Origin of the sequence: Paenibacillus pasadenensis, assembly GCF_002864175.1 — a bacterium.
Classification (GTDB): Bacteria; Bacillota; Bacilli; order Paenibacillales; family Paenibacillaceae; genus Paenibacillus_O; species Paenibacillus_O pasadenensis.
Window position 1 is genome coordinate 193,039 of the sequence record NZ_NFEZ01000003.1, and the last position, 22,546, is coordinate 215,584.

Below are 22,546 nucleotides of genomic sequence, written 5' to 3' on the forward strand. Positions count from 1 at the left end.
CCTCTCCCTTCTAAGGTCGCGCCTCAAGGCGCCTTGTAGATCGCGTCCAGCAGCAGGTCGCCCGTCGCGCCGGAGAACCGGAAGTTCTGGAAGGCGAACACGCCTCCGCCCGGCGGCACGAAGCTGTGCTGCGACAGGTCGAGCTCGAGCTGCGAGAACGCCTGCCGGAGGCCGGACTCCAGCTCGCCGACGATGTCGCTGGCGGCATGGGTCATGATTTCCAGCAGCGTGCCGCCCGTGATGCCGAGCAGCTTCGGAATTTCCGAGAACGCCTCCTCGACCTTGCCGAAGCCGCTCGCTTCATTGCGGGTCGTATGGAAGTCGCCGAACGAATAGTCGAGCTGCGGATCGAGCCGGAACGCGCTCGTGCCTCCCGGCGTCGAGAGGGCGACGCTGCCCGTGATCGGGGCTTCGCCGGCGGCGTCGAGCTTGGCCGTCTCCATGCCGGCCGGACCGAGCGTATGCTCGCGATAGACGAAGGAGCAGTAGACGCGGCCGGTGACGTCCATCGAGGCGCTGCCCGGACGGATCGCCACGTTCAGCTCGAAGCCTTTGGTCAGGTCGATGAAATGGTCGATGATGTCGCGGCTGCGGTTCGACTGGGTCTCTTCGCGAAGGAAGCGGCGGTTCAAGCCGTCCGCCTGCGGCTGCAGGCCGCCGAGCGCCTTGGCGAACTGGGGCATGAGGTAGTTGTCCACGAACACCTCCTTGCGGATCGCGAGCAGGCCGGAGACGAGCCCTTTGGAGCCGTCCACCATCGCCGGATCGATCCAGCGGTCCTGGAGCGCGACGCGCGCGCCGTCCTTGTCCGCCGGCAGCGGACGTCCGGCGAGCGCGCCGAGGTAGCTGAGCGTGCTCGCGGCGGGCGCTTCCGGCACCGCATGCACGTCGAACACGAAGTCGGTCAGCGCGAACGTCGGGGGCTGCTGCTGGCCCGCGTTGCGGCGCACGACCGTACCGAGCAGGAAGTCGTCCGAGTCGCCCGACTGCAGCAGCCCGCCGAGCAGCGACAGCGCCTTCACGCGCGCCGCCTGCGGCACGTCCGGCGGGATGTTCACGTCGTGGTTGTCGGCCATCAGCAGGTTCGCGTTCGTCAGCTCCAGGAACAGGTATTCGATGGAGAACACGTCATCCGGCAAGCCGGCCTGCTGCTTGGCGGAGTCGATCGCGTCCTGCGCCGTCTGGGCGCTGGCCGGGTCGATCGCGCGCAGCGCTACGAGATCGACCGGCTTTTTGTCCAGATCGGTGAGGAAGGACACGCTCCAGTTGTCGATCGGCGCCTCGGCCGCCTCGTCGTTGTCCTCGTCGTAATAGGTGACGGTGCCGCTCAGCAGCGTCAGCGTCACTTTCACCTGCGCCAGCTTGGCGTCCGGCACGTTCAGATCGACGCGCAGCGGGGCGAGCGTCGCCGTCAGTCCATACGGGGACGGCGTGCCGTCCTTCTTGAGCGGATGCAGCTTCAGCGTCTCGTCGAGCTGGCGCCGTCTTTTCCAGGCTTTCCAGGCGTAGCCGAGCTGGCTGTCGAGGCTCGTCTGGGCGAGCGCCAGGCACAGGTCGAAGTCGGTCAGGGCGTTGCGGCTGTCGGTCATCGTTTTTTGCACTCCTTTTCGGATGGGGATAGGTGGAAATTGGATTGGCTGAAGGGACATGGCGCTGCGGCGCCTCTCAATCGTCCGCCGTCTGCGTGCGGTCGACGGTCTTGCTAGCGAGATAGCCGGCATGGCTGATGCCGAGCACGGCGAGGAAGCCTTGGCCCAGCGTCGGCAGCTGCCCGAGCTCCTCCGCCGGGACGGTGCCGAACAGCTGGAGCAGCAGCGCGCTGTAGGCGGCCGCGCCGACGAGGGTGAAAAAGAACAGCTGCAGCTTGGCCAGGTCGACGTAGCCCGCTGTCTTGAGCTCCTCGCCCTGGAACAGGTCGTTCCACGCCGCATCCTGGAACCGCGGCTTGGCGAGCAGGATGCCGTCGCCGGCCGCTACCTGCTCCGGGTCGAGCTTGGCCGCCGCAGCCGGGTCCGGCTGCTTGTCCTGCTTCTGCGCATGGATGACGGGCGCGGCGACGAGCGAGGTGACGCTGATGCCCATGAGCGCCCACAGCTGCCAGTCCATGTCGATCTGCAGCGCGGCCGTCGGATCCGCCAGGCCGTACGCTCGCAGCGAGGCGGCCGTGTAGTAGGCGGACAGCAGCAGCACCGTCCAGACGACGGTCTGGAAGCGGGACAAGCTCATGACGTTGCGCTCGTTCACGAGCAGCCCGCGATAGCGGCCGGTCAGCCGCTTGCTGACGAGTCCGCACAGCAGCGCCAGCAGCAGCGCGTGCCCGGCCCAGAGCGCCCCCTGGCCGGAGCTGAGCGACTCCTTCAGCTCGGCGAGCCGCTCGGGATCGAGCGCGGGGGCGGGGGCGGCAGCGACGACGGTAGCAGGGGCGGCAGCGGCCAGCGAGGAGCCGGCCGGGAGAACGGGCGCCGCTTTCAGGGAGCCGGGCGTGGAAACCGCGTCGGCATCCAGGGCGCCCGTTCCGGCGGATCCGCCTGCGGCAGCGTCAGCGGCAGCGTCGGCGGCAGCGTCGGCGGACGGATCCGTGCCGGAGCCGAGCCCGTTTGCCGTCGAATTCGCTCCGAAGGCGGGGGCGCTCATTTCTCGGGGAGGGCCGAGCAGCCGGGCGACGGCGGTTTTGGCTGCCTGTCGGTCCTTCAGCTCATCGGCCGTCACGGGCAGCCCGTCGGTCCGGCCCCGATCGAGCTCGGCGATGAGCGTCCGCGTCGGCGCCTTGGTGAGGTTGTACGCGGTCACGAGCGGCGGCAGCAGCGCCAGCGCAAGCACGAGCAGCGCGATCGCCGCCGGCAGCGCGGCGCCGCGGATCGGACGCGGCGGCTTGCGAAGCGTCAGCTCCATCGGCCGCTACCCGGCCGGCACGGCGATGCGGAAGCCGCCGCCGTCGCCGCTCGACTCGTTCGTGTCGACCGATAGGCCGCAGACGGTCGTGCTTTGCAGCTGCCGGATATTCCAGCCGGCGAACGCCTCATGCCCCCGCCAGCCGCGCGACTCCGCCAGCCAGGCGTAGGCGACCTGCGGATTCTCGGCGCGGATGCGGCTGCAGCTGTAGCCCGAACCGTAGATGCCGATCGCGTACGGCTTGCCGCCTTTGCCGGCCGCCTCGGCTCCTTCCGCCTGCACCGACTCGACGACGCCGCGGATATAGTCCCGCACCGGTCCGTTCAGGTCCGCCTCGGAGGCGTCGTAGTCGACCGTGAAGTAAATCGGCGTGCCTCCCGGCTGCCCGATCGTCCGGCGGGCGTAGGCCGCCGCGTCGGCGCCGTCTTTTTTGCCGGCCTCGTAGTCGAAGTACGCCGCGCTCGTCGGAAAGCCGTTCTCCCACACCGCGACGATGTAGAGCCCCTCCGCGCTCAGGGCGGCCGCCTCCTCCCTCGTCAAATTCTTCTGCGGCCGGTTGCGGTTGTAATAGCGGCCGACGAACGCATAGCCCGCCTCGTGGATCGCCTTGACCAGCGAGTGGCAGTTGACCGCCGTGTCGATTCCTTTCGCCATCCTATCCTCTCCTTTCGACTTCCTGTCTCCGTTATACCGGGACGGCGCGTCATTCGGACAGAGACGGGCGTCGCCGTTTTTTGTCAGAGTATGCGGTGACGGACGTCATGGACCGGGGAGGCCGGAGATGGCGGGCGTCATGGAGCGGGGAGGCCGGAGATGGCGGGCGTCATGAAATTCCTCGACTGCCTGCATCTTTGCCGCTGCGCGGATGGAACTCTTTGCTTGCTGCAACGCCGCTCCGCGGATGGACCCTCTTTCCGATTCCTGTGAAGCCCAGATTCCTCTGATCTCCCTTTCCGAAACGGAAGGAATCCGGCCTTCAAGGGAACCGCTCCGCTTCTCCAAGAGGGTCGATCCTCTCCGCTCCAGCTTTTCGCCCACACCGCCATCATGCTGCGCTTCCTCGTTCCTGAGTAACTCGATTTTCGAGCTGGCGAGCAGTTGCCCCGCACACTCGAACGTCTCCTAGGACAGCACAGCGACCAGTTACTCGGTTTTTCCGCGTAATTCCGTCCGTTTCGTTCCCGCACGCCCGAGCTGCTCGGTTTTTCCGCGTAACTCCGTCCGTTTCGTCCCCGAACGCCCGAGCTGCTCGGTTTTTCCGCGCAATTCCGCCCGTTTCGTCCCCGCACGCCCGAGCTGCTCGGTTTTTCCGCGTAATTCTGTTCGTGTAATCGACTCAGCTAGGTGGTTTCCTCTGCAACCCGATTTTTTCAGGCTACAGCCTGCGTTCGGAGCTTCCATGCACTGGCAACCCGATTTTTTCAGGCTGCAGCCTGCGTTCGGAGCTTCCATGCGCCTGCAACCCGATTTTTTCAGGCTACAGCCTGCGTTCGGAGCTTCCATGCGCCTGCAACCCGATTTTATCGGGCTGCTGGATCTCGCTTCCAGTCACCATGCAGTTGAAGCCGGCACGTGCTGCCTGCGCCGCTAAAAAAATGTCCCCCTGTCATCCGCAGAGGATGATAGAGGGACATCTTTGACGTTACAGCTCGACTTCGCGCAGAAGCAGTACGGCCGCCGTGCGGTCGCCGACGCCGAGCTTGCTGTAGATGACGCTGGCATAGTTGCGAATTGTACCTTCGTTCATGAACATGGCAGCCGCGATCTGCTTGTTGGACAAGCCGCTGCGTATATGGCGCGCCACCTCCAGCTCACGCTCGGTAAACCCCCATGCTGCTCCCGCAGGCGTGCCCGGCAGCCTGCCGACGCCCGTGCGATGGCCGGAGCTCGCGGTGGCGCGCGGTCCCGAACCGGGTCCTCCCGAACGCCATGCTTCTACGGATCGCCCCTGGCCTGCTCCCGCTCGACCAGCTTCCCGCAGCTGCCCAGCGCCTGCTGCTCCCGCTCGACCAGCTTCCGCTGCTTGACCTGCGCCAGCACCCGCTCGGCATCCTGCGCCTTCACCCGCTCGATATCCTTCATCCGCTCGACATCCTGCGCCTGCGGCTGCAGCTGGCGCCGCCTCCTCCGCGAGCCGACGCAGCTGCGCGGCGACGTTGGAGGCGACGGCGGCCGGCATGACGAGCCGGCCTTTGGCGGCGTCGCGGATCGCGTCGAGCAGCTGCGGGGCGTCCATGTCCTTCAGCAGATAGCCGCATGCGCCCGCCGCGAGCCCGTCCCGGACGTAGCCGTCGTCGAGGAATGTGGACAGCAGCAGCACGACGGTGGGCGAGCCTTCTTCGGCGAGCCTCCGAGCGCACTCGATGCCGCCCATGCGGGGCATCTGGATGTCGAGTAGCAGCACGTCCGGCTCCAGCTCGCGGACCCGCTCCAGCGCCTCCGCTCCGTCCGCCGCCAGACCGACGACTTCCATGTCGGGCTCGAGCCGCACGATCGTCTGCAGGCCGTCGCGCATGAGCGCCTGGTCGTCGGCGATGACGATGCGCAGCGGACTCATGGCGTCCCGCCTCCTGGCGAACGCGGTTCGGAACGATCCGCACGCTCGCTGGCCGCCGCTCCGTCGCACGCTTCTCCTGCCTCGGAGGGAGCCGCCCCATCAGCGAGCGCTGTCGCCGCCTCCGGCTCGCGGCTCAACGGCAGCACGGTCCGCAACCTTGCCCCGCTGGCCGTCTCCTCCGCCGATGCGGCCGCGGCCGCCTCTCGCGGCAGCGGCAGCGCGGCCCGCAGCTCCGCGCCGCCGCGCGCGGACGCGGCGAGCGTCAGGCTGCCGCCGGCTTCGGCGAGCTGCCCCTGCAGGGCGCGCAGCCCGAAGCCGGGCTCCGCGTCGCCGCTCCAGCGGCCGTCGTTCCAGAGCGACAGCGCGATCCGCCGCCCGCCCTCGGCGGACGGCTCCACCTCCGCCCGGCAGGCGAAGCGCTGCGCTCCGCCATGGCGGATGCCGTTGGTGAGCCCTTCCCGCAAAATATCCCGCAGCAGCCGCGCCTGGTACCAGCTGAGCGGAGGCAAGCCGCCGAAGCTTGCTTCCACCCGGACGCCGCTCGCCCACTCGGCTTCCCGGGCCACCTGCTCCAGCTCCTCGCCCGCCGACCGCCGCACCGAGCTGTCCGCGGCGATCGCGCGCACCGAGCCGCGGATCTCCTCCAGCCCCTTGCGCGCGAGCTGGCGGGCGATCTCCACCTTGGCCTCGGCCTCGTCGCCCTCGCCGGCGGCAAGCAGCCGCCGCGCCGCCTCCAGCTGCACGATCGCCGCCGTCATCGTATGGCCGACGCTGTGATGGATCTCGCGGGCGATCCGCCCCCGCTCCTCCAGCACGGCCACCTCGGCCATCGCCTCGTAGGCCGAGCGGATGGACGCCTCCAGCTGCCGGCCGCGCTCCTCCAGCTCCTGCGTGCGGCGGCGGACCGCCTCCTCGAGCCGCGACTGCGAGCGGGACAGCTCCACGGCCGCGCGGTAGGCGCGGACCGAGGCGTAGACGGTGCTGAACAGCTTCGAGCTGGTCAGCTCCGTCTTTTCGCGATAGTCGTTGATGTCATAGCTGCGGATGACGTCCGACTCGGGAGCCTGGCCCGGCTGCCCGGTGCGCAGCACGATGCGGACAAGCGCATTGCCGAGCTCTTCCCGGATCGATCTCGCCAGCCGCAGTCCGGCATCCTCCGTCTCCATGACGACATCCAGCAGCACGACCGCGAAGTCGGCATGCCCGCGCAGCAGCTCCAGCGCTTCCGCCGCGCTGTAGGCGCTGTAAAAAACGAGCGGCCGTCCCTCGAACGTCTCCGGCCCGAGCACGAGCCGGGTGACGCGGTGGATGTCCGGATCGTCGTCGACGATCAGGAACTTCCAGCCGGAGCCGTCTTCGGCCGCCGGCTCCTCCTCCGGCGCGAAGCCGATCTCCTCTTCCTCCATCCTCTGCTCCTCCTTCATGACCGATTCCTTGCCTGCGCCTGCCCGCCGTCCCTCCGTTCGTGCGCCTGCTCCTCGCCCGTCTCCTCCGCCGCCTCGGGCAGCTCCAGCTCGAAGCGCGCGCCGCGTCCGGGCTCGCTCCAGATGCGGACCGCTCCCCCCCAGGTCGTCGCGACGAGGCTGTACACGAGGCTGAGGCCGAGCCCGGTTCCTCCGCGGCCCCGACGCGTCGTCACGAACGGATCGAAGATCCGCGCGGCCAGCTCCGGCTCCATGCCGACGCCGTCGTCCTCGAATTCCACATAGAGCCCCGCCCGCTCCCGCAGCCGCGAGATGGTGATCGCGACGATGCCGGAGCCGCCCTCCGGATACGCATGCGTGACGGAGTTGACGAGCAGGTTGGTCAGGATCTGATAAAAAGCCCCTACATATCCCGTCGTCTCCAGCCCCTCCTCCGCCTCGACCCGCACGTCCAGCCGGACGCCGGATTCCCGCAGCAGAGGGCTGAGGCTGATCAGCACGTCGAGCGCCGCCTGCTTGGCCTCGAACCGCTGGGGCAGTTCGCTCGCCTGGCCGGCGGCGACCTGCTTGAAGCTGCGCACGAGCTGCTCGGTGCGCTGCAGGTTCGACAGCAGGATGGACGCCGACTCCGAGCTTTCGGCCAGGAACCGCTCGAGCTCGGTCCGCTTCATCTGCCCGGAGGCGTACAGCTGCCGCAGCCGCTCGGCGCGCTGGGCGAGATGGCTCGACGCGGTGACGCCGATGCCGATCGGCGTGTTGATCTCATGGGCGACGCCGGCGACGAGACTTCCGAGCGAGGCCATCTTTTCGGCCTGCACGAGCTGCCGCTGCGCCGACTCCAGCCGTCCCATCGCCTCCTGCAGCTCCGCCGTCCGCTCCTGCACCCGCTGCTCGAGCGTCTGGCTCCACTCGTCCTTGAGCCGGTCCATCGCCAGCAGCCGCCGCGCCAGCTGCTCGGCCTCGGCGAACGAGCCGGCGTACTGGCGGGCGAGCAGAACCGACTGGAAGAGAGAGAACGCCAGGAAGCCGAGCGGAGCGAGCGAGGCCGCCCGCGTCAGGTCCGCCATGTAGAAGAAGTCGTGGATGATCGTAGCGGCGAGGACGGCGAAGCCGCAAAGGAACAGCAGCGCCCCCCGCTCGCCCCGGGCGACGGCCACGGCGATCGCGCCGGCCCCGTACGCCATGACGAAGCAGGCGTAAAGCTCCGCCGGCAGCAGCGCATGCTCGTACACCCGCTGCTCCGTCAGCAGGCATAGCAGCGCTCCCAGGCCGCCGACGGCGTCGGAGGCGCGGACGAGCCGGCGTCCGACGAACGCCGGATACAGCTCCCGCAGCATCCGGGTCAGCAGCAGCAGGCCGAGGTAGAAGATGAGGTAGAGCGCTTTGGCGAACCATTGCCAGTCCAGCTCGGGAAAGATCGTATAGACAAGGCGGTCGTTCACCAGCAGCGTCCGCACGGACATGAGCAGCGAGAACGAGCCGACATACAGCGAAGCGAGATGGCGCCGCCGCACGGCGAATACGAGCAGATGGTAAAACGCGATGATGCCGCAGGCTCCGAAGGCGAACCAGGAGACGGCCGCGTCGCGGCGATACGCCGCTTCGAGCTGCGCTTCCGTGCCGATCAGCGGGCTTCGCTGGAAGCCGCTTTTATAGTAGTCGTAGTTGGACAGCTGCAGCACGAGCTCCAGCTCCGGCCCGTCTCCTCTCTCCAGCGGCGCCACCTGCACGATCTGGCGCGGCACCGCCTCCTCCCGCGAGCAGGCGACGACGCCGGCCGACGCGGTCTCGCGGCCGTCCGCCCACAGCCGGTACGAGGTGAACGTATTGCCGAGCTTGACGGCGAGCAGCGGCAGCTCCTCCGGCAAAAGCGCCGTCAGACGCAGCGTCGCGCAGCCCTCCAGCGGATAGGTCCGTCCGTCGATCGGCTGCCTGTTCCAGTAGCCGGGCACGTCCATGTAGCCGGCCGGCTGCGGCGGCGCTCCGGCACCGGCATCCCAGCTGGCGGGCTCCAGCAGCCGGCCGGGGTAGAACTCCCACTGTCCGCGCAGCGCGATCGCCTCGTCGAACGGCTGGCCGGTCAGGTCGATTTTTCCCGCCGTCGCCGCAGGCGCCTGCTCCCCGCCGCTATCCGGCACCAGCAGCGTCCAGGCCGCCGCCCCCCCGATCGTCAGCAGCAGCAGCGCGGCCGGCAGGAGCCGCCATCGCTTACGGCTGGACGGTCGGAATTTCGGCATCCTTCAAATACCTCAGCTCGCGGGCGAGCACAAGCCCGGCGGCGAGCGGCAGGTCCTGGCTCTTGGCCAGCAGCTTGGGCGTATAATAATTCGACGGATGCCCGCGCTCCATCCAGCCGAGGCGCATGTAGGTTTCCGCCACCAGCTCGCTGCAGAAGAACGTCTTTTCATCCGCCTGGCAATCCCAGCTCCCCGCGAGCAGCTCCTCGGCCATCTTCGTCAGGCTCGGGAACGACGCGTCATGCACCTCCTCGACGAACGCCTGGAACTTGTCCAGCGTGTCCGCCGGCCTGTCTCCCTGCAGCTGCCGGAACGCGTACCGCGAATCGTACCGGTCCGCCTCGTCGGTCGCGATGCGCTCGCGCAGCCGCACGAGCATCGGTCCGGTCTTGATGCGATGCTGCTCGACGTCCTCGAGCGTCTCGGTCGTCGTCGACTCCCACAGCAGCGCCTCATCGAAGCCGGGCAGCCTTACGACCATGCCGACATGCGACCATTCCGAGCGGCTGATGATCTCGATCTCCTCCGATTCGAGGAAAATGCCGTGAAAAAACACCAGGTCCCCCGTCTGAAGCGTGCGTTCCCATTCCGTCCAAGCCGATTGCAGAGCCATTGCCATCCCTCTCCCCATCACCCATGTCGCTGCCGTCCGCAGGCGCGCCGCATCGTCAAAAAGCCCGTTCATCCGAGTGCCGCCTCGTGTCGTGTGAGCAGGTGCGGCTGGCGGAAAAACAGGCCGTGCGGACGCGAAGGTCCTCGCGCAGGAAGCGCAATCCAATTTTACCATGAAAGCGCTGCTTCAGGCAGGAGACTAAAGGCATGGTTTGCCGTTTTCGCGGGGGCGGGTTAAACTGAGATATTCATTCCAAAGAAGAGGAAGGTGAGCCGCTCTATGCTGGAAGTGCGCCAATCCCCGAATACGACGGGCGAATTCACCCGAGGCGTCTTCGCGACCCGCGACATCGCCAAAGGAACGCTGTTCCACGAGGCTCCGGTCGTCACATACCCGAACGAGGAGCATGAGCTGATCGAGCAGACGATCCTCGAGGACTACGTGTTCAACTTCGGGGCCAACCACGGCGCGCTCGTGCTGGGATACGGAAGCCTGTTCAACCACTCCTACGAGCCGAACGCGGTGTACGAGCTGAACTTCGAGCAGCTGACCGTCGAGTTCTACGCCTATCGCGACATCGCGGCGGGCGAGGAGATCATGATCAACTACAACGGCGAGCCGGATTGCGACGACCCGCTCTGGTTCACCGAAAACGACGAGCCGGAGGAGAAGTGAGCCGGACGTAAGAGGCGCGGCCAGCAGGGGCGTTTTTGCCCTTGCTCCGCTCGGATCGCTCGGCGCGGGCGCGAGCCCAGCCCGATGCAGTCTGGCGCCTGCGGACGCGGCAAGTTTTCCCTTGCCCGCGGCCTCGCTTGCCCTTTCCATCCATATATCGTAATATTAAGTTATAACGATTCTTTTTCCCGAAAGGAAGATCCGCCCATGAACACCGACAGCCGAGCGTTCGAGGAGGCGGCGGAGCTGCTGAAGGCGCTCGCCCATCCCGTGCGGCTCTGCATCGTGAACGGCTTGCTCGCCAAAGGCTCCTGCAACGTCAGCTTCATGCAGGACTGCCTCGGCCTGCCCCAATCGACCGTCTCCCAGCATCTGCAGAAGCTCCGCGCCGCGGGCATCGTGCAGACGTCCCGCAGCGGCCTCGAAGTCCACTATACGATCGCCGACGAGCGCGTGAAGCAGCTCGCCGGCATCCTGCTCAAGGAGGAGACCCCATCATGACCCGCAAAAAAATTCTGATCGTCGGCGGCGTCGCCGGAGGCGCTTCGGCCGCCGCCCGGCTGCGCCGGCTCGACGAGAACGCGCAGATCGTCCTGTTCGAGCGCGACGACCATATTTCCTTTGCCAACTGCGGCCTGCCCTACTACATCGGCGGCTCGATCCAGGACCGCTCCCGCCTGCTCGTCCAGACGCCGGAGGCGATGACCGCCCGCTACCGGCTGGACATCCGCGTCCGCAGCGAGGTCGTCGCCGTCAATTCGGCGGTCCGCACGGTCACCGTGCGCACCCGCGAGGGACAGACGTACGAGGAGACGTATGACGCCCTGCTGCTTTCTCCCGGCGCGAAGCCGATCGTGCCGTCCGTGCCGGGCGCCCGCCTCGGCGCGGTGACGACGCTGCGCAACCTGGCGGACACCGACCGCATCAAGTCGCTCGTCGACCGCCAAGGCACGCGCTCCGCGCTCGTCGTCGGCGGCGGCTTCATCGGCGTCGAGATGGCCGAGAACCTGCGCGAGGCCGGACTTGACGTGACGCTCGTGCAAAGCTCCGGCCAAATCCTCGCCCCGTTCGATCCCGAGCTCGCCTCGATGCTCCAAGCCGAGCTGGAGCGCGCAGGCGTGCGCGTCCTGCTGCATGAGACGGCCAAGGCGTTACGCGAGCTCGCCGGAGGCGCCGTCGAGACCGAGCTCGCCGGAGGCGGCCTCGTCCGCTCCGAGCTTGTCGTGCTGGCGGTCGGCGTCGAGCCGGACACCGCTTTCCTTCAGGGCAGCGGCATTGCGCTCGGCGAGCGCGGCCACATCCTTGTCGACGAGTCGATGCGCGCGAGCGCGGAGGGCGTCTACGCCGTCGGCGACGCCGTGCTCGTCCGCGAGTTGGGCAGCGGCCGCCCGTCGGCCGTGCCGCTCGCCGGCCCCGCGAACAAGCAGGGCCGCATCGCCGCCGATGCGATCTGCGGCCTGCCGTCGACGTACAAGGGCGCGCAGGGCACGTCGATCATCAAGGTGTTCGGCTTGACCGGAGCGGCGACCGGCCGCAGCGAAAAGACGCTGCGCGAGCAAGGCGTCCCGTACGAAGCGACGTACGTGCATCCCGCCTCCCACGCCGGCTATTATCCAAATGCCGCGCCGATGGCGCTCAAGCTGCTGTTCGCCCCGGACGGCGCTATCCTCGGCGCGCAGGCGGTCGGAGCGGACGGCGTCGACAAGCGCATCGACTCGATCGCGGCCGCGCTGCGGCTCGGCGGCACCGTCCACGATCTGGCGGAGCTGGAGCTCGCCTATGCGCCGCCTTACTCCTCCGCCAAGGACCCGGTCAACATGGCCGGCTACACGGCGGAGAACATCCTCGCCGGACGGATGCCGGTCTTCCATGCGCCGGAGCTGGCGGAGCGCGACGAGTCCGCGACGCTGCTCGTGGACGTCCGCTCGGTCATGGAGCATGAGGCCGGCCACATTCCGGGCTCGCTGCTGGTGCCGGTCGACGAGCTGCGGGAGCGCCTCGCCGAGCTCGATCCGGACCGCGAGATCTGGGTGTACTGCCAGGTCGGCATGCGCGGCTACACCGCCTCCCGCATCCTCGCCCAGCACGGCTACCGGACGCGCAACCTGAGCGGCGGCTTCAAGACGTACCGACTGTTCGAGGCGGCGAAGCGGATGAGCGAAAAAGCCGCGGAAGCAAGCCGCCAAGCTCCGGCTGCGATGCCGATCGCGGCGACGGCGGAAGCTCCGGACAGCCCCGGCGGCAAGGCCGTCGGCGATGGTGGCTCCCCGGAGCCGGACGCGACGCTCGACGCCTGCGGCCTCTCCTGCCCCGGCCCGCTCGTCGAGGTCAAGCGGCGCATGGACGCGCTCGAGCCCGGCCAAGTGCTGCGCGTGCAGGCGACCGATCCCGGCTTCGGCGAGGATGTCGGCGCATGGGCCCGCATGTACGGAGCGGAGCTGCTGCAGTCCGGCCGCGCGGCAGGCGGCCGCTTCGAGGCGCTGCTGCGCAAGCGGCCGGCAGCCGGCGCACAGGCGTCGCCGTCCGCAGCGGCAGGCGCCGCAGCGTCCGCCGCTCCGGCAGCCGCTCCCGCCACGCCCGAGGGCAGTACGCTCGTCGTCTTCAGCGGCGACCTCGACAAGGCGATCGCCTCCTTCATCATCGCCAACGGCGCCGCCTCGAGCGGCAAGAAGGTGACGCTGTTCTTCACCTTCTGGGGGCTCAACATCATCCGCAAGCCGGAGCGCGTACAGGCGGACAAAGGCCTCGTCGGCAAGATGTTCGGCCTGATGATGCCGCGCGGCAGCACGCGGCTCGGCATGTCCCGCATGAACATGGGCGGCCTCGGAGCCAAGATGATCCGCGGCGTCATGAAGGGCAGCGGCATCTCCTCCCTGGAGGAGCTCATCCAGACGGCGCTCGACCAGGGCGTCGAGATCGTCGCCTGCTCGATGTCGATGGACGTCATGGGGCTGAAGCGCGAGGAGCTGATCGACGGCATCAAAGTCGGCGGCGTCGGCTATTACCTCGGCAAGGCGGACCAGTCGGGCATCAATCTGTTCATCTAGCCGAAACCGCATGGGGCGGACAGAAGGGCCTGGAAAAAGGCCGCCTGCCCGCCCCATGCTCCATTCTTGCGGTTTCATCCTCCGATGCGCCCGCAAGCGCCTGAAAAAGGGTATACTGGCGTCATGGAGGTGACTCGCATGAAGCGAACGACCCGCTCCGGCCCGGCCGGAGCCTTGCTTGGCGGCGAGCTCCCGTCGGACGTCGAATGGACGGCCATCACCGGCTGCGACGCGTCGGCGGACGGAGCGTTCTGGTACGCCGTGCGCTCGACCGGCATCTTTTGCCGGCCGTCCTGCCGCTCCCGCGAGCCGCGGCGCGACCGCACGCTCGTGTTCCGGACGCCGGAGCAGGCGATGGCCGCCGGCTTCCGATCCTGCAAGCGCTGCGAGCCGGAAAAGGCCGCCAAGCCCGACGAGGCCTGGCTGTCCGAGATGGAGGGACTGATCGCCGAGCGGCTGCGCGCCGGACTGTCCCTCGGCGAGCTGGCGGACGCCGCCTGCCTGTCGCCCTGGCATCTGCATCGCCGCTTCAAGCGGGCGACGGGCTTGACGCCGCAGCAGTACATCCGCCGCGAGCGGATCGCGCGGGCCAAGCGGCTGCTGGACGATACGGAGCTGACCGCGGGGGCCGTCGCCAAGGAATGCGGCATCCCTTCCGCGAGCCGTTTCATCGCTTTGTTTCGCCAGGAAGCGGGCTGCACGCCCGCCGAGTACCGCCGCCGGACAGGCGGAAACCGAGATGCCGAGGGAGGCAAGGCCGAATGAGCGCAGAAGAGAACAGGCTGTACTGGAGCGTGCTGGAAAAGGACGGCTGGCGGCTGCATGCCGCGGCGGATGCGGACGGCTTCGCGTTCTGCGGATCGCAGGACGCGCCGTTCGAGGAGCTGGCCGAGTGGGCGGCGGCCCGCCGGCCAGGCGCGGCGCTGGAGCGGTCGGACCGCGTCCTCCAGCCCTATCTGGACGAGCTCGCCGCTTTGCTGAGCGGAGCGAGCCGCGAGTTCCGGCTGCCGCTGTCGCTCGGCGGCACCGCATTCCAGCGGACCGTATGGGACGAGCTGCGGCGGATTCCGTACGGCGAGACGCGGACGTACGCCCAGATCGCCGAGGCGATCGGCCGTCCGTCGGCGGCGCGCGCCGTCGGCGCGGCGATCGGGGCGAATCCGGTGCTCATGCCGGTGCCCTGCCATCGCGTCGTCGGCTCCGGCGGCACGCTGACGGGCTACCGAGGCGGGCTGGAGATGAAGCGCCGGCTGCTGGAGCTGGAAAGCTCCGTCCGGCTGCGGCTCTCCGCGGAGCGCTGAGCGAGCTGGATTTCGCTGGCGGCGGCTGCGGCGTGGAGCGAGCCGGCTCACGGCTACGGCGCGGCGTGGAGCGAGCCGGTGAACGTTGGCGGCGCAGCGGCGTCGTGGAGCGAGCCGGTGAACATTGGCGGCGGTGCGGCGACGGCGCGGCAGCGATGAACGAGCCGGCGCCCGTTGGCAGCGCCGCGGCAGAGAGTCGGCGGCGAAGCGTTTGAGGCGGCTTCGCCGCGACATGCCGTCCTCGACAGGCAAAAAGCGTCCAGCCCCATTCCAGGGGCTGGACGCTTTTTTACGAAATAGGACTTCTTCGAGCTGTCCCAGCAGCCGACTGGCGCGGCTCTCCAGTGCCATTTTTACCGCTAAAGAGAGCCGTTCCTCAGCTGCGGGGCTTCCTAACGACAATTTTGCCGCTAAGGAGAGCCATTCATCATCTGCGGGGCTTCTTAACGACAATTTTGCCGTTAAGGAGAGTCCTAGCGCCAATTTCACCGTGAAGGATTCTCCGACTGAACGAAGCCTCCGTCCCTGCGGCTCCGACCGATCCCGCCCGCTACTCCTGCTGCTTGCGGTAGAGCAGCCGCGACGCGAGGATGCCGACGACGCCGAGACCGATGAACAGCACCGCCCGCACGGCCGTCGAGACGCCAGGCAGATCGACGAAGATGACCTTGATCAGCGTCAGGAACAGCAGCACGATGCCGGCGGCTCGCACCTTGGACTTATGCGCCAGCAGGCCGATGGCGAACAGCGCGACCGCATACGCGACCCAGACGGCGGACAGGACGAGCGAGCGGCGGTCCGGATCGAGCGTCTCGGCGAGCACGAGCGTCAGCTGCGTGAGGAACACGAGCACGAGCATCCCCCCGCTCCAGAGCAGCAGCGGTCCGGGACCGCCCGGCAGCTCCTTGTGGCGCAGCGGCCGCAGCAGGAAGTACATGGCCGCCCAAGCGGCGAGCAGCGCGAGCCAGCCGAACGTCTCCTCCGACCATGCCTCGCGGATCGGGGCGTTCAGCACGAGGCCGACGCCGAGGAACAGCGTGGCGGCAGCCGCTGTTTTTTGCATCCAGGAGGACAGCCGGAGGCCTAGATACAGCGATGCGACGCCCTGCGCGAGCAGCACCGGACCGAGGTAGCGGTACGAGGCGGCGTCGAAGGCCAAAAGCACCCAGCCCAGCGTCGAGGCGGCCGCGTAGAGGCGCATCCGGTCCTTGTCCAGAGAACGGAAGCCGAAGGCGGCTCCAGCCAGCAGCAGCGACAGCGCGGCGATCGTCCAGCGGTAGCCGGACGGTCCGGCCAGCTCATGCAGCCAGGCCGCGTTCAGCGCGAACGAAGCGAGCAGCAGCCCTTGCCGCTCCGGCCGCTTGGCGAACTCCGCATCCCGCAGCGACAGTCCGAGCTGCAGCCCATAATGCAGCAGCAGCGCGCCCAGCACGAGCCAGCGCTCGCCAGGTTCGTCCGCGCTGACCCCTCCGAACAGCATCGGCGGCAAAAGCAGCACATACGACAGCACATAGGCGATCCGGAAGCCGAATCGGTAGCTGAGCAGCAGCGCCGCGCCAGCAAACGCCGCCTCGTAGCCGATGAACAGCGGCAGGCTCGGAGCGACCGAGTCGACGAGGAACGGCACGAGCGCGCCGGCGACTCCGGCCGCCAGCATGAGCGCCTGCGACCGGTAGCGCAGCGAGCAGCCGACGAACAGCAGCACGGCGGCGACGTACAGGGCGAAGGCCGCTGCCGGGCCGATGAAGCCGTACAGCATGTGGGCGGCGAAAAGCGTCAGCACGAGCACTCCGTTCGCGCCGCCAAGCAGCGTCTGCGCCAGCGCTCGCCGATCCTGCTGCATCCAGCGGACGCCCAGCCCGAACATCGCCGCCGAGGCGGCCAGCCCGATCCAGCAGCGGATCGCCGGCGTGATGTAGCCCGCGCTCGCCGCGGCCAAGAAGCCCCACAGCACGCCGATCAGCAGGACGACGATGAAAATCCGCGGCAGCCATATCTGGCCGATCTGGCGCTCCCAATCCACCGGCGGCCGCGGCGAATTCGCTCCCGCTCCGGCTCCGGCCGCCCCTGGCTGGCCCGGCCGCCCTTCGGCGCCCGAATGCGCAGACGCTCCGCTCCAGCCGGCAGCCGGATGCCCTGCCGCCAGCGGCGGCTCTGCCGCGCCTGCGGCCGAGCTCTGGCCGGCCCATGGAGCTCCCGCGAGCGGTCCTTCTTTCGAATGAGCTTCAAGATGGCCAGCCTGCGGAGGCGAAGCGGCCTGATTGGGCCCGGCAAGCGAATGCGTCCCTGTCTGCTGGCCGCTGCCCGGCGGATGCGCCCCTGTCTGCTGGCCGCTGCCCGGCGGATGCGCCCCTGTCTGCTGGCCGCTGCCCGGCGGATGCGCCCCTATCTGCTGGCTGCCTGGCGGAGGCGCCGCCTGCAGGTGGCTTCCTGACGGACGCGCCCCGGAATGCTCCTCTGCCTGCAGCTGGCTGCTTGGCGGTTGCGCCTCTGCCTGCAGCGGCCCCCCGTCCTGAAGCAGCCGCCCGTATCGGTACAGCTGACGCCGGAGCTCCCGCACTTCTTCCTCGAGCCGCGCGACCCGCGCCTCCATCGTTTCCTGATTCATCGGCGTCCCCCTTCCGCATCGCATGGTCGTCCTATTATGGCAATGCCTTCCATCGCCTGTCAACGCTTTCGACGGGATGCGGCGGCTGTTGATATCATGCCTCATCCTGCCTGCTGCGCATGGCTCGCAGCCATTTCGTGAGCCGGCCGATTCCAGCTGCAAAAAAAAGAGGCTGTCCCTCGGTCAATGACTCTGACCTCTAGGACAGCCTCCGCAGAAAGCCGCGATGCTTGGGGATCATCCTGCCGCCAAGCGATTCCGGCTCGGCCGCCTCATCGCTGGCTCTGCAGCTTCCAGCCTAAGAGCGTGCTTGCAAACCCGCTCCGAGGCATCGCGTCACGGCCTTTTCGCCTCCTGCTTCGTCACGCAGGCTTGACGTACCCCCGTACGCCATCGCCTACGTTCCTTGCAGGGATCGAAAATTTCGGCAATATCGGCTTTCTTCGGAGCATGCAGACACGACTCAGCCGAGCTTGCGAAGCTCCTCGTTGTAAGCGCGGAGCAGCGTGAGCCGGCCCGGGCGCACCCGGTCGGCCTCGAGCAGCGCCCGCTCGACCTGGGCGTCGCTCAGGCCGAGCTCGGTCGGGCTTCCCGGTCCGCCCGCCAGAGCGAGCAGCTCCCGAATCCGCTCGCCGGAAGGCAGCGAGCCGACGATCCGCTCGATCTCGCTCCAGGCCGGACCTGCCGCGGCGGCGACGCGCGACGCCGCCTCCGCCGACACGGGAGGCAGGCTGGCGTACGTTGAAGCAGCCAGCTCGGACTTACGGCTTGGCGGCGATGCCGGCTCAGCCCCTTCGGCCGCTCCCGGCCTCGCCTCTGCATCCACTCCCGCAGCCCGCCCTGTGCCCGCTGCCGCAGCAGCTGCCTCGCCGCTGCCTGCCCCTCCGTCCTTGCCCGAAGCAGCGGCGACGATGGCGCGGTAATAGTCGGCGATGATCGCGCATGCGACGCCCACCTTCGCGCCGTGCAGCAGCGGCCGCGCGCCTGCGCGGTGAAGCTCCATTTCCCAGTAGTGGGACAGATGATGCTCCGCGCCGGACGCCGGATGGGACGCGCCGAGCAGCAGCATCGCGAGGCCCGATTCGATCAGCGCCTCGGCGAGCGTCTCGACGCCGGATGCCGCTCCGCCCCGCTCGGCCTCCGCCTGCGCGCCATCGACGGCTCCGTCCTGCCCAGCCTCCGCTTGGCCGCTCACAACCGCTCCGCCCTGCTTCGCCTGCGCGCCACCGGCGGCCTCGCCGCCTCGCAAGCGATCCGCTTGCTCGATGCTTCGCCGCAGCGCGCTGTCGGTCAGCGCCGCCACGCCTGCGCTCCAGCCGCCCTGCGCGCCGCCCGACAGCAGATGCTCGATCCGCCAGTCGGCGAGCGACGTCAGCTTGCCGAGCATGTCGCCGAAGCCGGCGGCGGTCAGCGGAGCCGGCGCGGCCTGCAGCAGCCCGGTCTCGGCGAACACGGCCGCCGGGCCGACGGCCGCGACCGTCGTCTTGACGCCGCGCAGCAGCAGCGGCGCGCCGAGCGAGGTGAAGCCGTCGACCGAAGCCGCGGTCGGCACGCTGACGAACGGAATGCCGAGCGCATAAGCGGCGAAGCGGGTCAGGTCGTGGATCGTGCCCGCTCCGGCCGCGAACAGCACGTCCGCTCCCGCCGGCTTGGCCGCGAGCAGCAGCTCCATGAGCGACGCCTCGTCGGCGACGACGTCCCCGGCGGCATCCGCCGCTATGACGGCGACAAAAGCGTCGATGCCCGCCTGCTCAAGCAGCCGCTGCAGCCGCCGGCCCGCCGCGGCGGCCGTCCGCTCGTCGCAGGCGATCGCCGCCTTGCGCCAGCCTTGGCCCGCGATATAGGCCGGCACCCGCTCCAGCGCGTCCGCCTCGACAAGGATCGGCTCCGGCAGCGGGCATGCCTGCAGCCGCTCCTCCAATCCAAGCGCCTCCGCCTGGCGGCGGAAGCTTTCCCTCAGATCGCTCATGACCGCACCCGCCGCCTAGCGGCCGAGCCGCCAGGCCAGGTCGCTCCAGCGCAGCTCCTGGCGCAGGCGCCCCGGATCGGTGCCGCGGCCGATGACGACCGCCTCGATGCCCGCCATCTCCGCGAAGTCGAGCAGCTGCTCCGTCTTCACGACGTACGAGAAGCCGGTATGATGCGCGCCGCCGGCTGCGATCCAGCCCTCGACCCCGTCCTTGAGCGTCGGCAGCACCTTCCACAGCACGCGCGCGACCGGCAGCTTCGGCAGCGGCTTGCTGACCTCGACCGCCTCGACCTCGTTCACGACGAGACGGAACCGTCCGCCGAGATCGACGATCGTCGCGTTGAGCGCTTCGCCGGCGCGGCCGTTGAACACCATGCGCGCCGGGTCCTCCTTGCCGCCGATGCCGAGCGGATGCACCTCCAGACGCGGCTTGTCGGCCGCGATCGTCGGGCAGATCTCCAGCATATGCGCGCCGAGCACCAGCTCGTTGCCCGGCTCGAGATGGTAGGTGTAGTCCTCCATGAACGAGGTGCCTTCGTTGCCCGCCATCACCTTCATGAGGCGCACGAGCGCGGCCGTCTTCCAGTCGCCTTCGCCCGCAAAGCCGTAGCCGTCCTCCATGAGGCGCTGCACCGCGAGGCCCGGCAGCTGGCGCAGGCCGTGCAGATCCTCGAACGTCGTCGTGAACGCCGTGAAGCCGCCTTTCTCGAGGAAGGAGCGGATCGCCAGCTCCAGCCGCGCCTGGTAGGCGATCGCCTCGCGCTGCTCCGGCCCCGGAGCGACGATTTCATAGCGCTCCGCGTAGAGAGCCATCAGCTCCTCGACCTGCTCCGCCGTCACGGCCTCTACGCGCTGAGCCAGATCGCCGACGCCGTACGTGTTGACCGACCAGCCGAACTTGATCTCCGCCTCGACCTTGTCGCCCTCGGTGACCGCGACCTGGCGCATGTTGTCGCCGAAGCGGACAACCTTGAGCGAGCGGCTCTCGGCCAGCGCCGCCGCCGTGCGCTGCCAGCCGCCGAGCTGGCTCAGCACCGCCGCGTCCTGCCAGTGGCCGAACACGATCTTGCGCGGCACGTTCATGCGGGCGGTGATGAAGCCGTGCTCGCGGTCGCCGTGCGCCGACTGGTTCGTATTCATATAGTCCATGTCGATCTCATCCCACGGGATGTCGCGGCTGAACTGCGTCGCCAGATGCAGCAGCGGCTTGGTCAGCGCGCTCAGGCCGCCGATCCACATCTTGCTCGGAGAGAACGTATGCATCCAGGTGATGACGCCCGCGCAGAGCGGGTCCGCGCTTGCGCTGACGAGCGCCTGGCGGATCTCGTCCGGCGTCTTGACGACCGGGCGCAGCGACACCTCGTACGGCAGTCCTCCTTCTTCGTTCATATGGCGGACGATCGCAGCGGCGTTCGCGGCGACCTCCTGCAGCGTCTCGGGACCGTAAAGATGCTGGCTGCCGGTCAGGAACCAAAATTGATAGGCGGGTACAGTGGGCATAGTGTCAGCCTCGCTTTCAGTTGGTGGTTGGGGATGCTTCCGCATGAGCCGCCGATTTTGCGGTCTCGCGGATCGACTTGAGCGTCTTCATGACCGGGTTCGCGCCGCGGCCGAAATAGTCGTGCAGCTTGCTGTACTCCTCGTACAGGCGCTCGTAGACGGCTTGATTTTCCGGAATCGGATGATAGCTCTCTTCCTTGACCCGCGCCATCGCGGCGGCGGCTTCGACGATCGTCGCGTAGCCGCCCGCCTCCTCGCCGGCCGCGACCGCGGCGAACATCGCCGCGCCGAGCGCCGGCGTCTGCCGCGAGTCGGCGATGCGGATCTCGCGCCCGGTCACGTCGGCGTAGATCTGCATGAGCAGGCGGTTTTTCTGCGGCAGGCCGCCGCAGGCGTACAGCACGTCGACCGGCACGCCGCTGCCGTGGAAGGCGTCGACGATCTTGCGCGTGCCGTAGGCCGTCGCCTCGAGCAGCGCGCGGTAGATCTCCTCGGGGCGCGTCTGCAGCGAATAGCCGAGCAGCACGCCGGTCAGGTCGGTGTCGACGAGCACGGATCGGTTGCCGTTCCACCAGTCGAGCGCGAGCAGGCCGGATTCGCCCGGACGGGACCTGGACGCCTCCGCCTCGAGCCACTCGTGCACGCCGACGCCCGCGTTGTCCGCCGCCTCGCGCACATAGGCCGGCACGCCCTCGGTCACATACCACTCGAAAATGTCGCCGACCGCCGACTGGCCCGCCTCATACCCGTAGTAGCCCGGGATGATGCCGTCCTCGACGACGCCGCACATGCCCTCCACCTCGCGCTCCTCCGTGCCGAGCAGCATGTGGCAGATCGACGTGCCCATCGCCATGACGAGCTTGCCCGGCGTCACGACGCCGACCGCCGGCACGGCCGCATGGGCGTCGACGTTGCCGACCGCGACCGCGATGCCCGCCCGCAGGCCGGTGCGCTCCGCCATCTCCGGCGTGAGGCCGCCGGCGCGCGTGCCGAGCGGCACGATGTCGCCGCGCAGCTTCGTTTCCGCCAGCCGCTCCAGCCTCGGATCAAGCGCTTTCAGGAAATCCCCGCTCGGATAGCCGTCCTGCTTGTGCCAGATCGACTTGTAGCCCGCCGTGCAGCTGTTGCGCAGCGTCACGCCCGTCAGCTGCGAGATGACCCAGTCGGTCGCCTCCAGGAACAGGTCCGTCTCTTCGTAAATATGCGGAGCCTCGTCGAGGATCTGCCAGATCTTGGCGAACATCCATTCCGAGGAGATCTTGCCGCCGTAGCGGGCCAGCCAGCGCTCTCCGCGCTCGGCCGCGATCTCGTTGAGCCGGTTCGCCTCGTCCTGCGCGGCATGATGCTTCCACAGCTTGACCCAGCTGTGCGGGTCGGCGCTATGCGCCGGCAGCAGGCAGAGCGGCGTGCCGCTCTCGTCGACCGGCAGCATCGTGCAGGCCGTGAAGTCGATGCCGATGCCGATCACCTCGGCCGGATCGATGCCGGACTGCCGCAGCACTTCCGGGATCGAGCGCTCGAGCACGGCGATGTAGTCGCCTGGATGCTGCAGCGCCCAGTCGTCCTCCAGCATCTGGCCCGTTCCGGGCAGCTTGCGGTCGATTACATGATGCGGATAGGGCGTCACATGATCCGCGATCTCCGCCCCGTTCGCCAGATTCACCAGCACGGCGCGTCCGGACTGCGTGCCGTAATCGACGCCGATTGCATACTTGGCCATCCT

General features: G+C 68.5%; 16 protein-coding genes. 5 read left to right on the top strand and 11 right to left on the bottom strand.

Going from position 1 to position 22,546, the window contains the following annotated elements:
* Positions 1–23: 23 nt before the first annotated feature.
* From B8V81_RS04650 to B8V81_RS04680, 7 genes are all read right to left on the bottom strand, one after another.
* Positions 24–1,589, bottom strand: a complete 1,566-nt coding sequence (locus B8V81_RS04650) for a hypothetical protein (RefSeq protein WP_101807857.1) — start codon at positions 1,587–1,589, stop codon at positions 24–26.
* A gap of 76 nt (positions 1,590–1,665) precedes the next feature.
* On the bottom strand, positions 1,666–2,892 hold the full coding sequence (locus B8V81_RS04655) for a hypothetical protein (protein ID WP_101807858.1): 1,227 nt from the start codon (positions 2,890–2,892) through the stop codon (positions 1,666–1,668).
* A gap of 6 nt (positions 2,893–2,898) precedes the next feature.
* Positions 2,899–3,546: a DUF1906 domain-containing protein gene (locus B8V81_RS04660; protein ID WP_101807859.1), complete on the bottom strand. Its 648-nt coding sequence runs from the start codon at positions 3,544–3,546 to the stop codon at positions 2,899–2,901.
* Positions 3,547–4,534: 988 nt separating this feature from the next.
* On the bottom strand, positions 4,535–5,449 hold the full coding sequence (locus B8V81_RS25950) for a response regulator transcription factor (RefSeq protein WP_101807860.1): 915 nt from the start codon (positions 5,447–5,449) through the stop codon (positions 4,535–4,537).
* Complete coding sequence (locus tag B8V81_RS04670; protein ID WP_180968378.1) at positions 5,446–6,855, bottom strand: ATP-binding response regulator; 1,410 nt, start codon at positions 6,853–6,855, stop codon at positions 5,446–5,448. The genes B8V81_RS25950 and B8V81_RS04670 overlap by 4 nt, the downstream gene beginning before the upstream one ends.
* 14 nt (positions 6,856–6,869) lie before the next feature.
* Positions 6,870–9,110 (bottom strand): ATP-binding protein, encoded by a 2,241-nt coding sequence (locus tag B8V81_RS04675; protein WP_101807862.1) that lies wholly within the window; start codon positions 9,108–9,110, stop codon positions 6,870–6,872.
* Positions 9,082–9,723 carry a C40 family peptidase gene (locus tag B8V81_RS04680; protein WP_052332883.1) on the bottom strand — a complete coding sequence of 214 codons (642 nt, stop codon included), beginning with the start codon at positions 9,721–9,723 and terminating at the stop codon, positions 9,082–9,084. The genes B8V81_RS04675 and B8V81_RS04680 overlap by 29 nt, the downstream gene beginning before the upstream one ends.
* A 279-nt stretch (positions 9,724–10,002) precedes the next feature.
* On the opposite strand from B8V81_RS04680, the gene B8V81_RS04685 reads away from it, so the two are divergent.
* The 5 genes from B8V81_RS04685 (at position 10,003) to B8V81_RS04705 (ending at position 14,746) form a co-directional block, all read left to right on the top strand.
* Positions 10,003–10,398 (top strand): SET domain-containing protein, encoded by a 396-nt coding sequence (locus B8V81_RS04685; protein WP_028597207.1) that lies wholly within the window; start codon positions 10,003–10,005, stop codon positions 10,396–10,398.
* Between the two features lie 207 nt (positions 10,399–10,605).
* Positions 10,606–10,899: an ArsR/SmtB family transcription factor gene (locus B8V81_RS04690; RefSeq protein ID WP_028597208.1), complete on the top strand. Its 294-nt coding sequence runs from the start codon at positions 10,606–10,608 to the stop codon at positions 10,897–10,899.
* Complete coding sequence (locus tag B8V81_RS04695) at positions 10,896–13,445, top strand: DsrE/DsrF/DrsH-like family protein (RefSeq protein ID WP_101807863.1); 2,550 nt, start codon at positions 10,896–10,898, stop codon at positions 13,443–13,445. Before B8V81_RS04690 ends, B8V81_RS04695 begins: the two co-directional genes overlap by 4 nt.
* 138 nt (positions 13,446–13,583) lie before the next feature.
* On the top strand, positions 13,584–14,210 hold the full coding sequence (locus tag B8V81_RS04700; RefSeq protein ID WP_180968379.1) for an Ada metal-binding domain-containing protein: 627 nt from the start codon (positions 13,584–13,586) through the stop codon (positions 14,208–14,210).
* Positions 14,207–14,746, top strand: a complete 540-nt coding sequence (locus B8V81_RS04705; protein WP_028597210.1) for a methylated-DNA--[protein]-cysteine S-methyltransferase — start codon at positions 14,207–14,209, stop codon at positions 14,744–14,746. Before B8V81_RS04700 ends, B8V81_RS04705 begins: the two co-directional genes overlap by 4 nt.
* Before the next feature lie 550 nt (positions 14,747–15,296).
* Here B8V81_RS04705 and B8V81_RS04710 read toward each other — a convergent pair.
* From B8V81_RS04710 to B8V81_RS04725, 4 genes are all read right to left on the bottom strand, one after another.
* Entirely contained in the window at positions 15,297–17,354 is a 2,058-nt protein-coding gene (locus B8V81_RS04710) for a DUF2339 domain-containing protein (protein ID WP_101807865.1), read from the bottom strand.
* 463 nt (positions 17,355–17,817) lie between these two features.
* Positions 17,818–19,323, bottom strand: coding sequence for an iron-containing alcohol dehydrogenase (locus tag B8V81_RS04715; protein ID WP_101807866.1), 1,506 nt, complete (start codon positions 19,321–19,323; stop codon positions 17,818–17,820).
* A gap of 15 nt (positions 19,324–19,338) precedes the next feature.
* The gene (gene araA / locus B8V81_RS04720) at positions 19,339–20,823 is read right to left on the bottom strand and encodes an L-arabinose isomerase (protein WP_101807867.1); all 1,485 of its coding nucleotides are present in this window, start codon (positions 20,821–20,823) and stop codon (positions 19,339–19,341) included.
* A gap of 16 nt (positions 20,824–20,839) precedes the next feature.
* Complete coding sequence (locus B8V81_RS04725; protein WP_101807868.1) at positions 20,840–22,543, bottom strand: ribulokinase; 1,704 nt, start codon at positions 22,541–22,543, stop codon at positions 20,840–20,842.
* Between the last annotated feature and the right edge of the window lie 3 nt (positions 22,544–22,546).

Excerpts from the sequence above, each read along its gene's own strand:
- B8V81_RS04710 (WP_101807865.1), bottom strand. The coding sequence starts at position 17,354 with ATGAATCAGGAAACGATGGAGGCGCGGGTCGCGCGGCTCGAGGAAGAA.
- B8V81_RS04695 (WP_101807863.1), top strand. The coding sequence starts at position 10,896 with ATGACCCGCAAAAAAATTCTGATCGTCGGCGGCGTCGCCGGAGGCGCT.
- B8V81_RS25950 (WP_101807860.1), bottom strand. The coding sequence starts at position 5,449 with ATGAGTCCGCTGCGCATCGTCATCGCCGACGACCAGGCGCTCATGCGC.
- B8V81_RS04675 (WP_101807862.1), bottom strand. The coding sequence starts at position 9,110 with ATGCCGAAATTCCGACCGTCCAGCCGTAAGCGATGGCGGCTCCTGCCG.
- araA (WP_101807867.1), bottom strand. The coding sequence starts at position 20,823 with ATGCCCACTGTACCCGCCTATCAATTTTGGTTCCTGACCGGCAGCCAG.
- B8V81_RS04670 (WP_180968378.1), bottom strand. The coding sequence starts at position 6,855 with ATGGAGGAAGAGGAGATCGGCTTCGCGCCGGAGGAGGAGCCGGCGGCC.
- B8V81_RS04685 (WP_028597207.1), top strand. The coding sequence starts at position 10,003 with ATGCTGGAAGTGCGCCAATCCCCGAATACGACGGGCGAATTCACCCGA.
- B8V81_RS04660 (WP_101807859.1), bottom strand. The coding sequence starts at position 3,546 with ATGGCGAAAGGAATCGACACGGCGGTCAACTGCCACTCGCTGGTCAAG.
- B8V81_RS04680 (WP_052332883.1), bottom strand. The coding sequence starts at position 9,723 with ATGGCTCTGCAATCGGCTTGGACGGAATGGGAACGCACGCTTCAGACG.
- B8V81_RS04650 (WP_101807857.1), bottom strand. The coding sequence starts at position 1,589 with ATGACCGACAGCCGCAACGCCCTGACCGACTTCGACCTGTGCCTGGCG.
- B8V81_RS04725 (WP_101807868.1), bottom strand. The coding sequence starts at position 22,543 with ATGGCCAAGTATGCAATCGGCGTCGATTACGGCACGCAGTCCGGACGC.
- B8V81_RS04700 (WP_180968379.1), top strand. The coding sequence starts at position 13,584 with ATGAAGCGAACGACCCGCTCCGGCCCGGCCGGAGCCTTGCTTGGCGGC.
- B8V81_RS04690 (WP_028597208.1), top strand. The coding sequence starts at position 10,606 with ATGAACACCGACAGCCGAGCGTTCGAGGAGGCGGCGGAGCTGCTGAAG.
- B8V81_RS04655 (WP_101807858.1), bottom strand. The coding sequence starts at position 2,892 with ATGGAGCTGACGCTTCGCAAGCCGCCGCGTCCGATCCGCGGCGCCGCG.
- B8V81_RS04705 (WP_028597210.1), top strand. The coding sequence starts at position 14,207 with ATGAGCGCAGAAGAGAACAGGCTGTACTGGAGCGTGCTGGAAAAGGAC.
- B8V81_RS04715 (WP_101807866.1), bottom strand. The coding sequence starts at position 19,323 with ATGAGCGATCTGAGGGAAAGCTTCCGCCGCCAGGCGGAGGCGCTTGGA.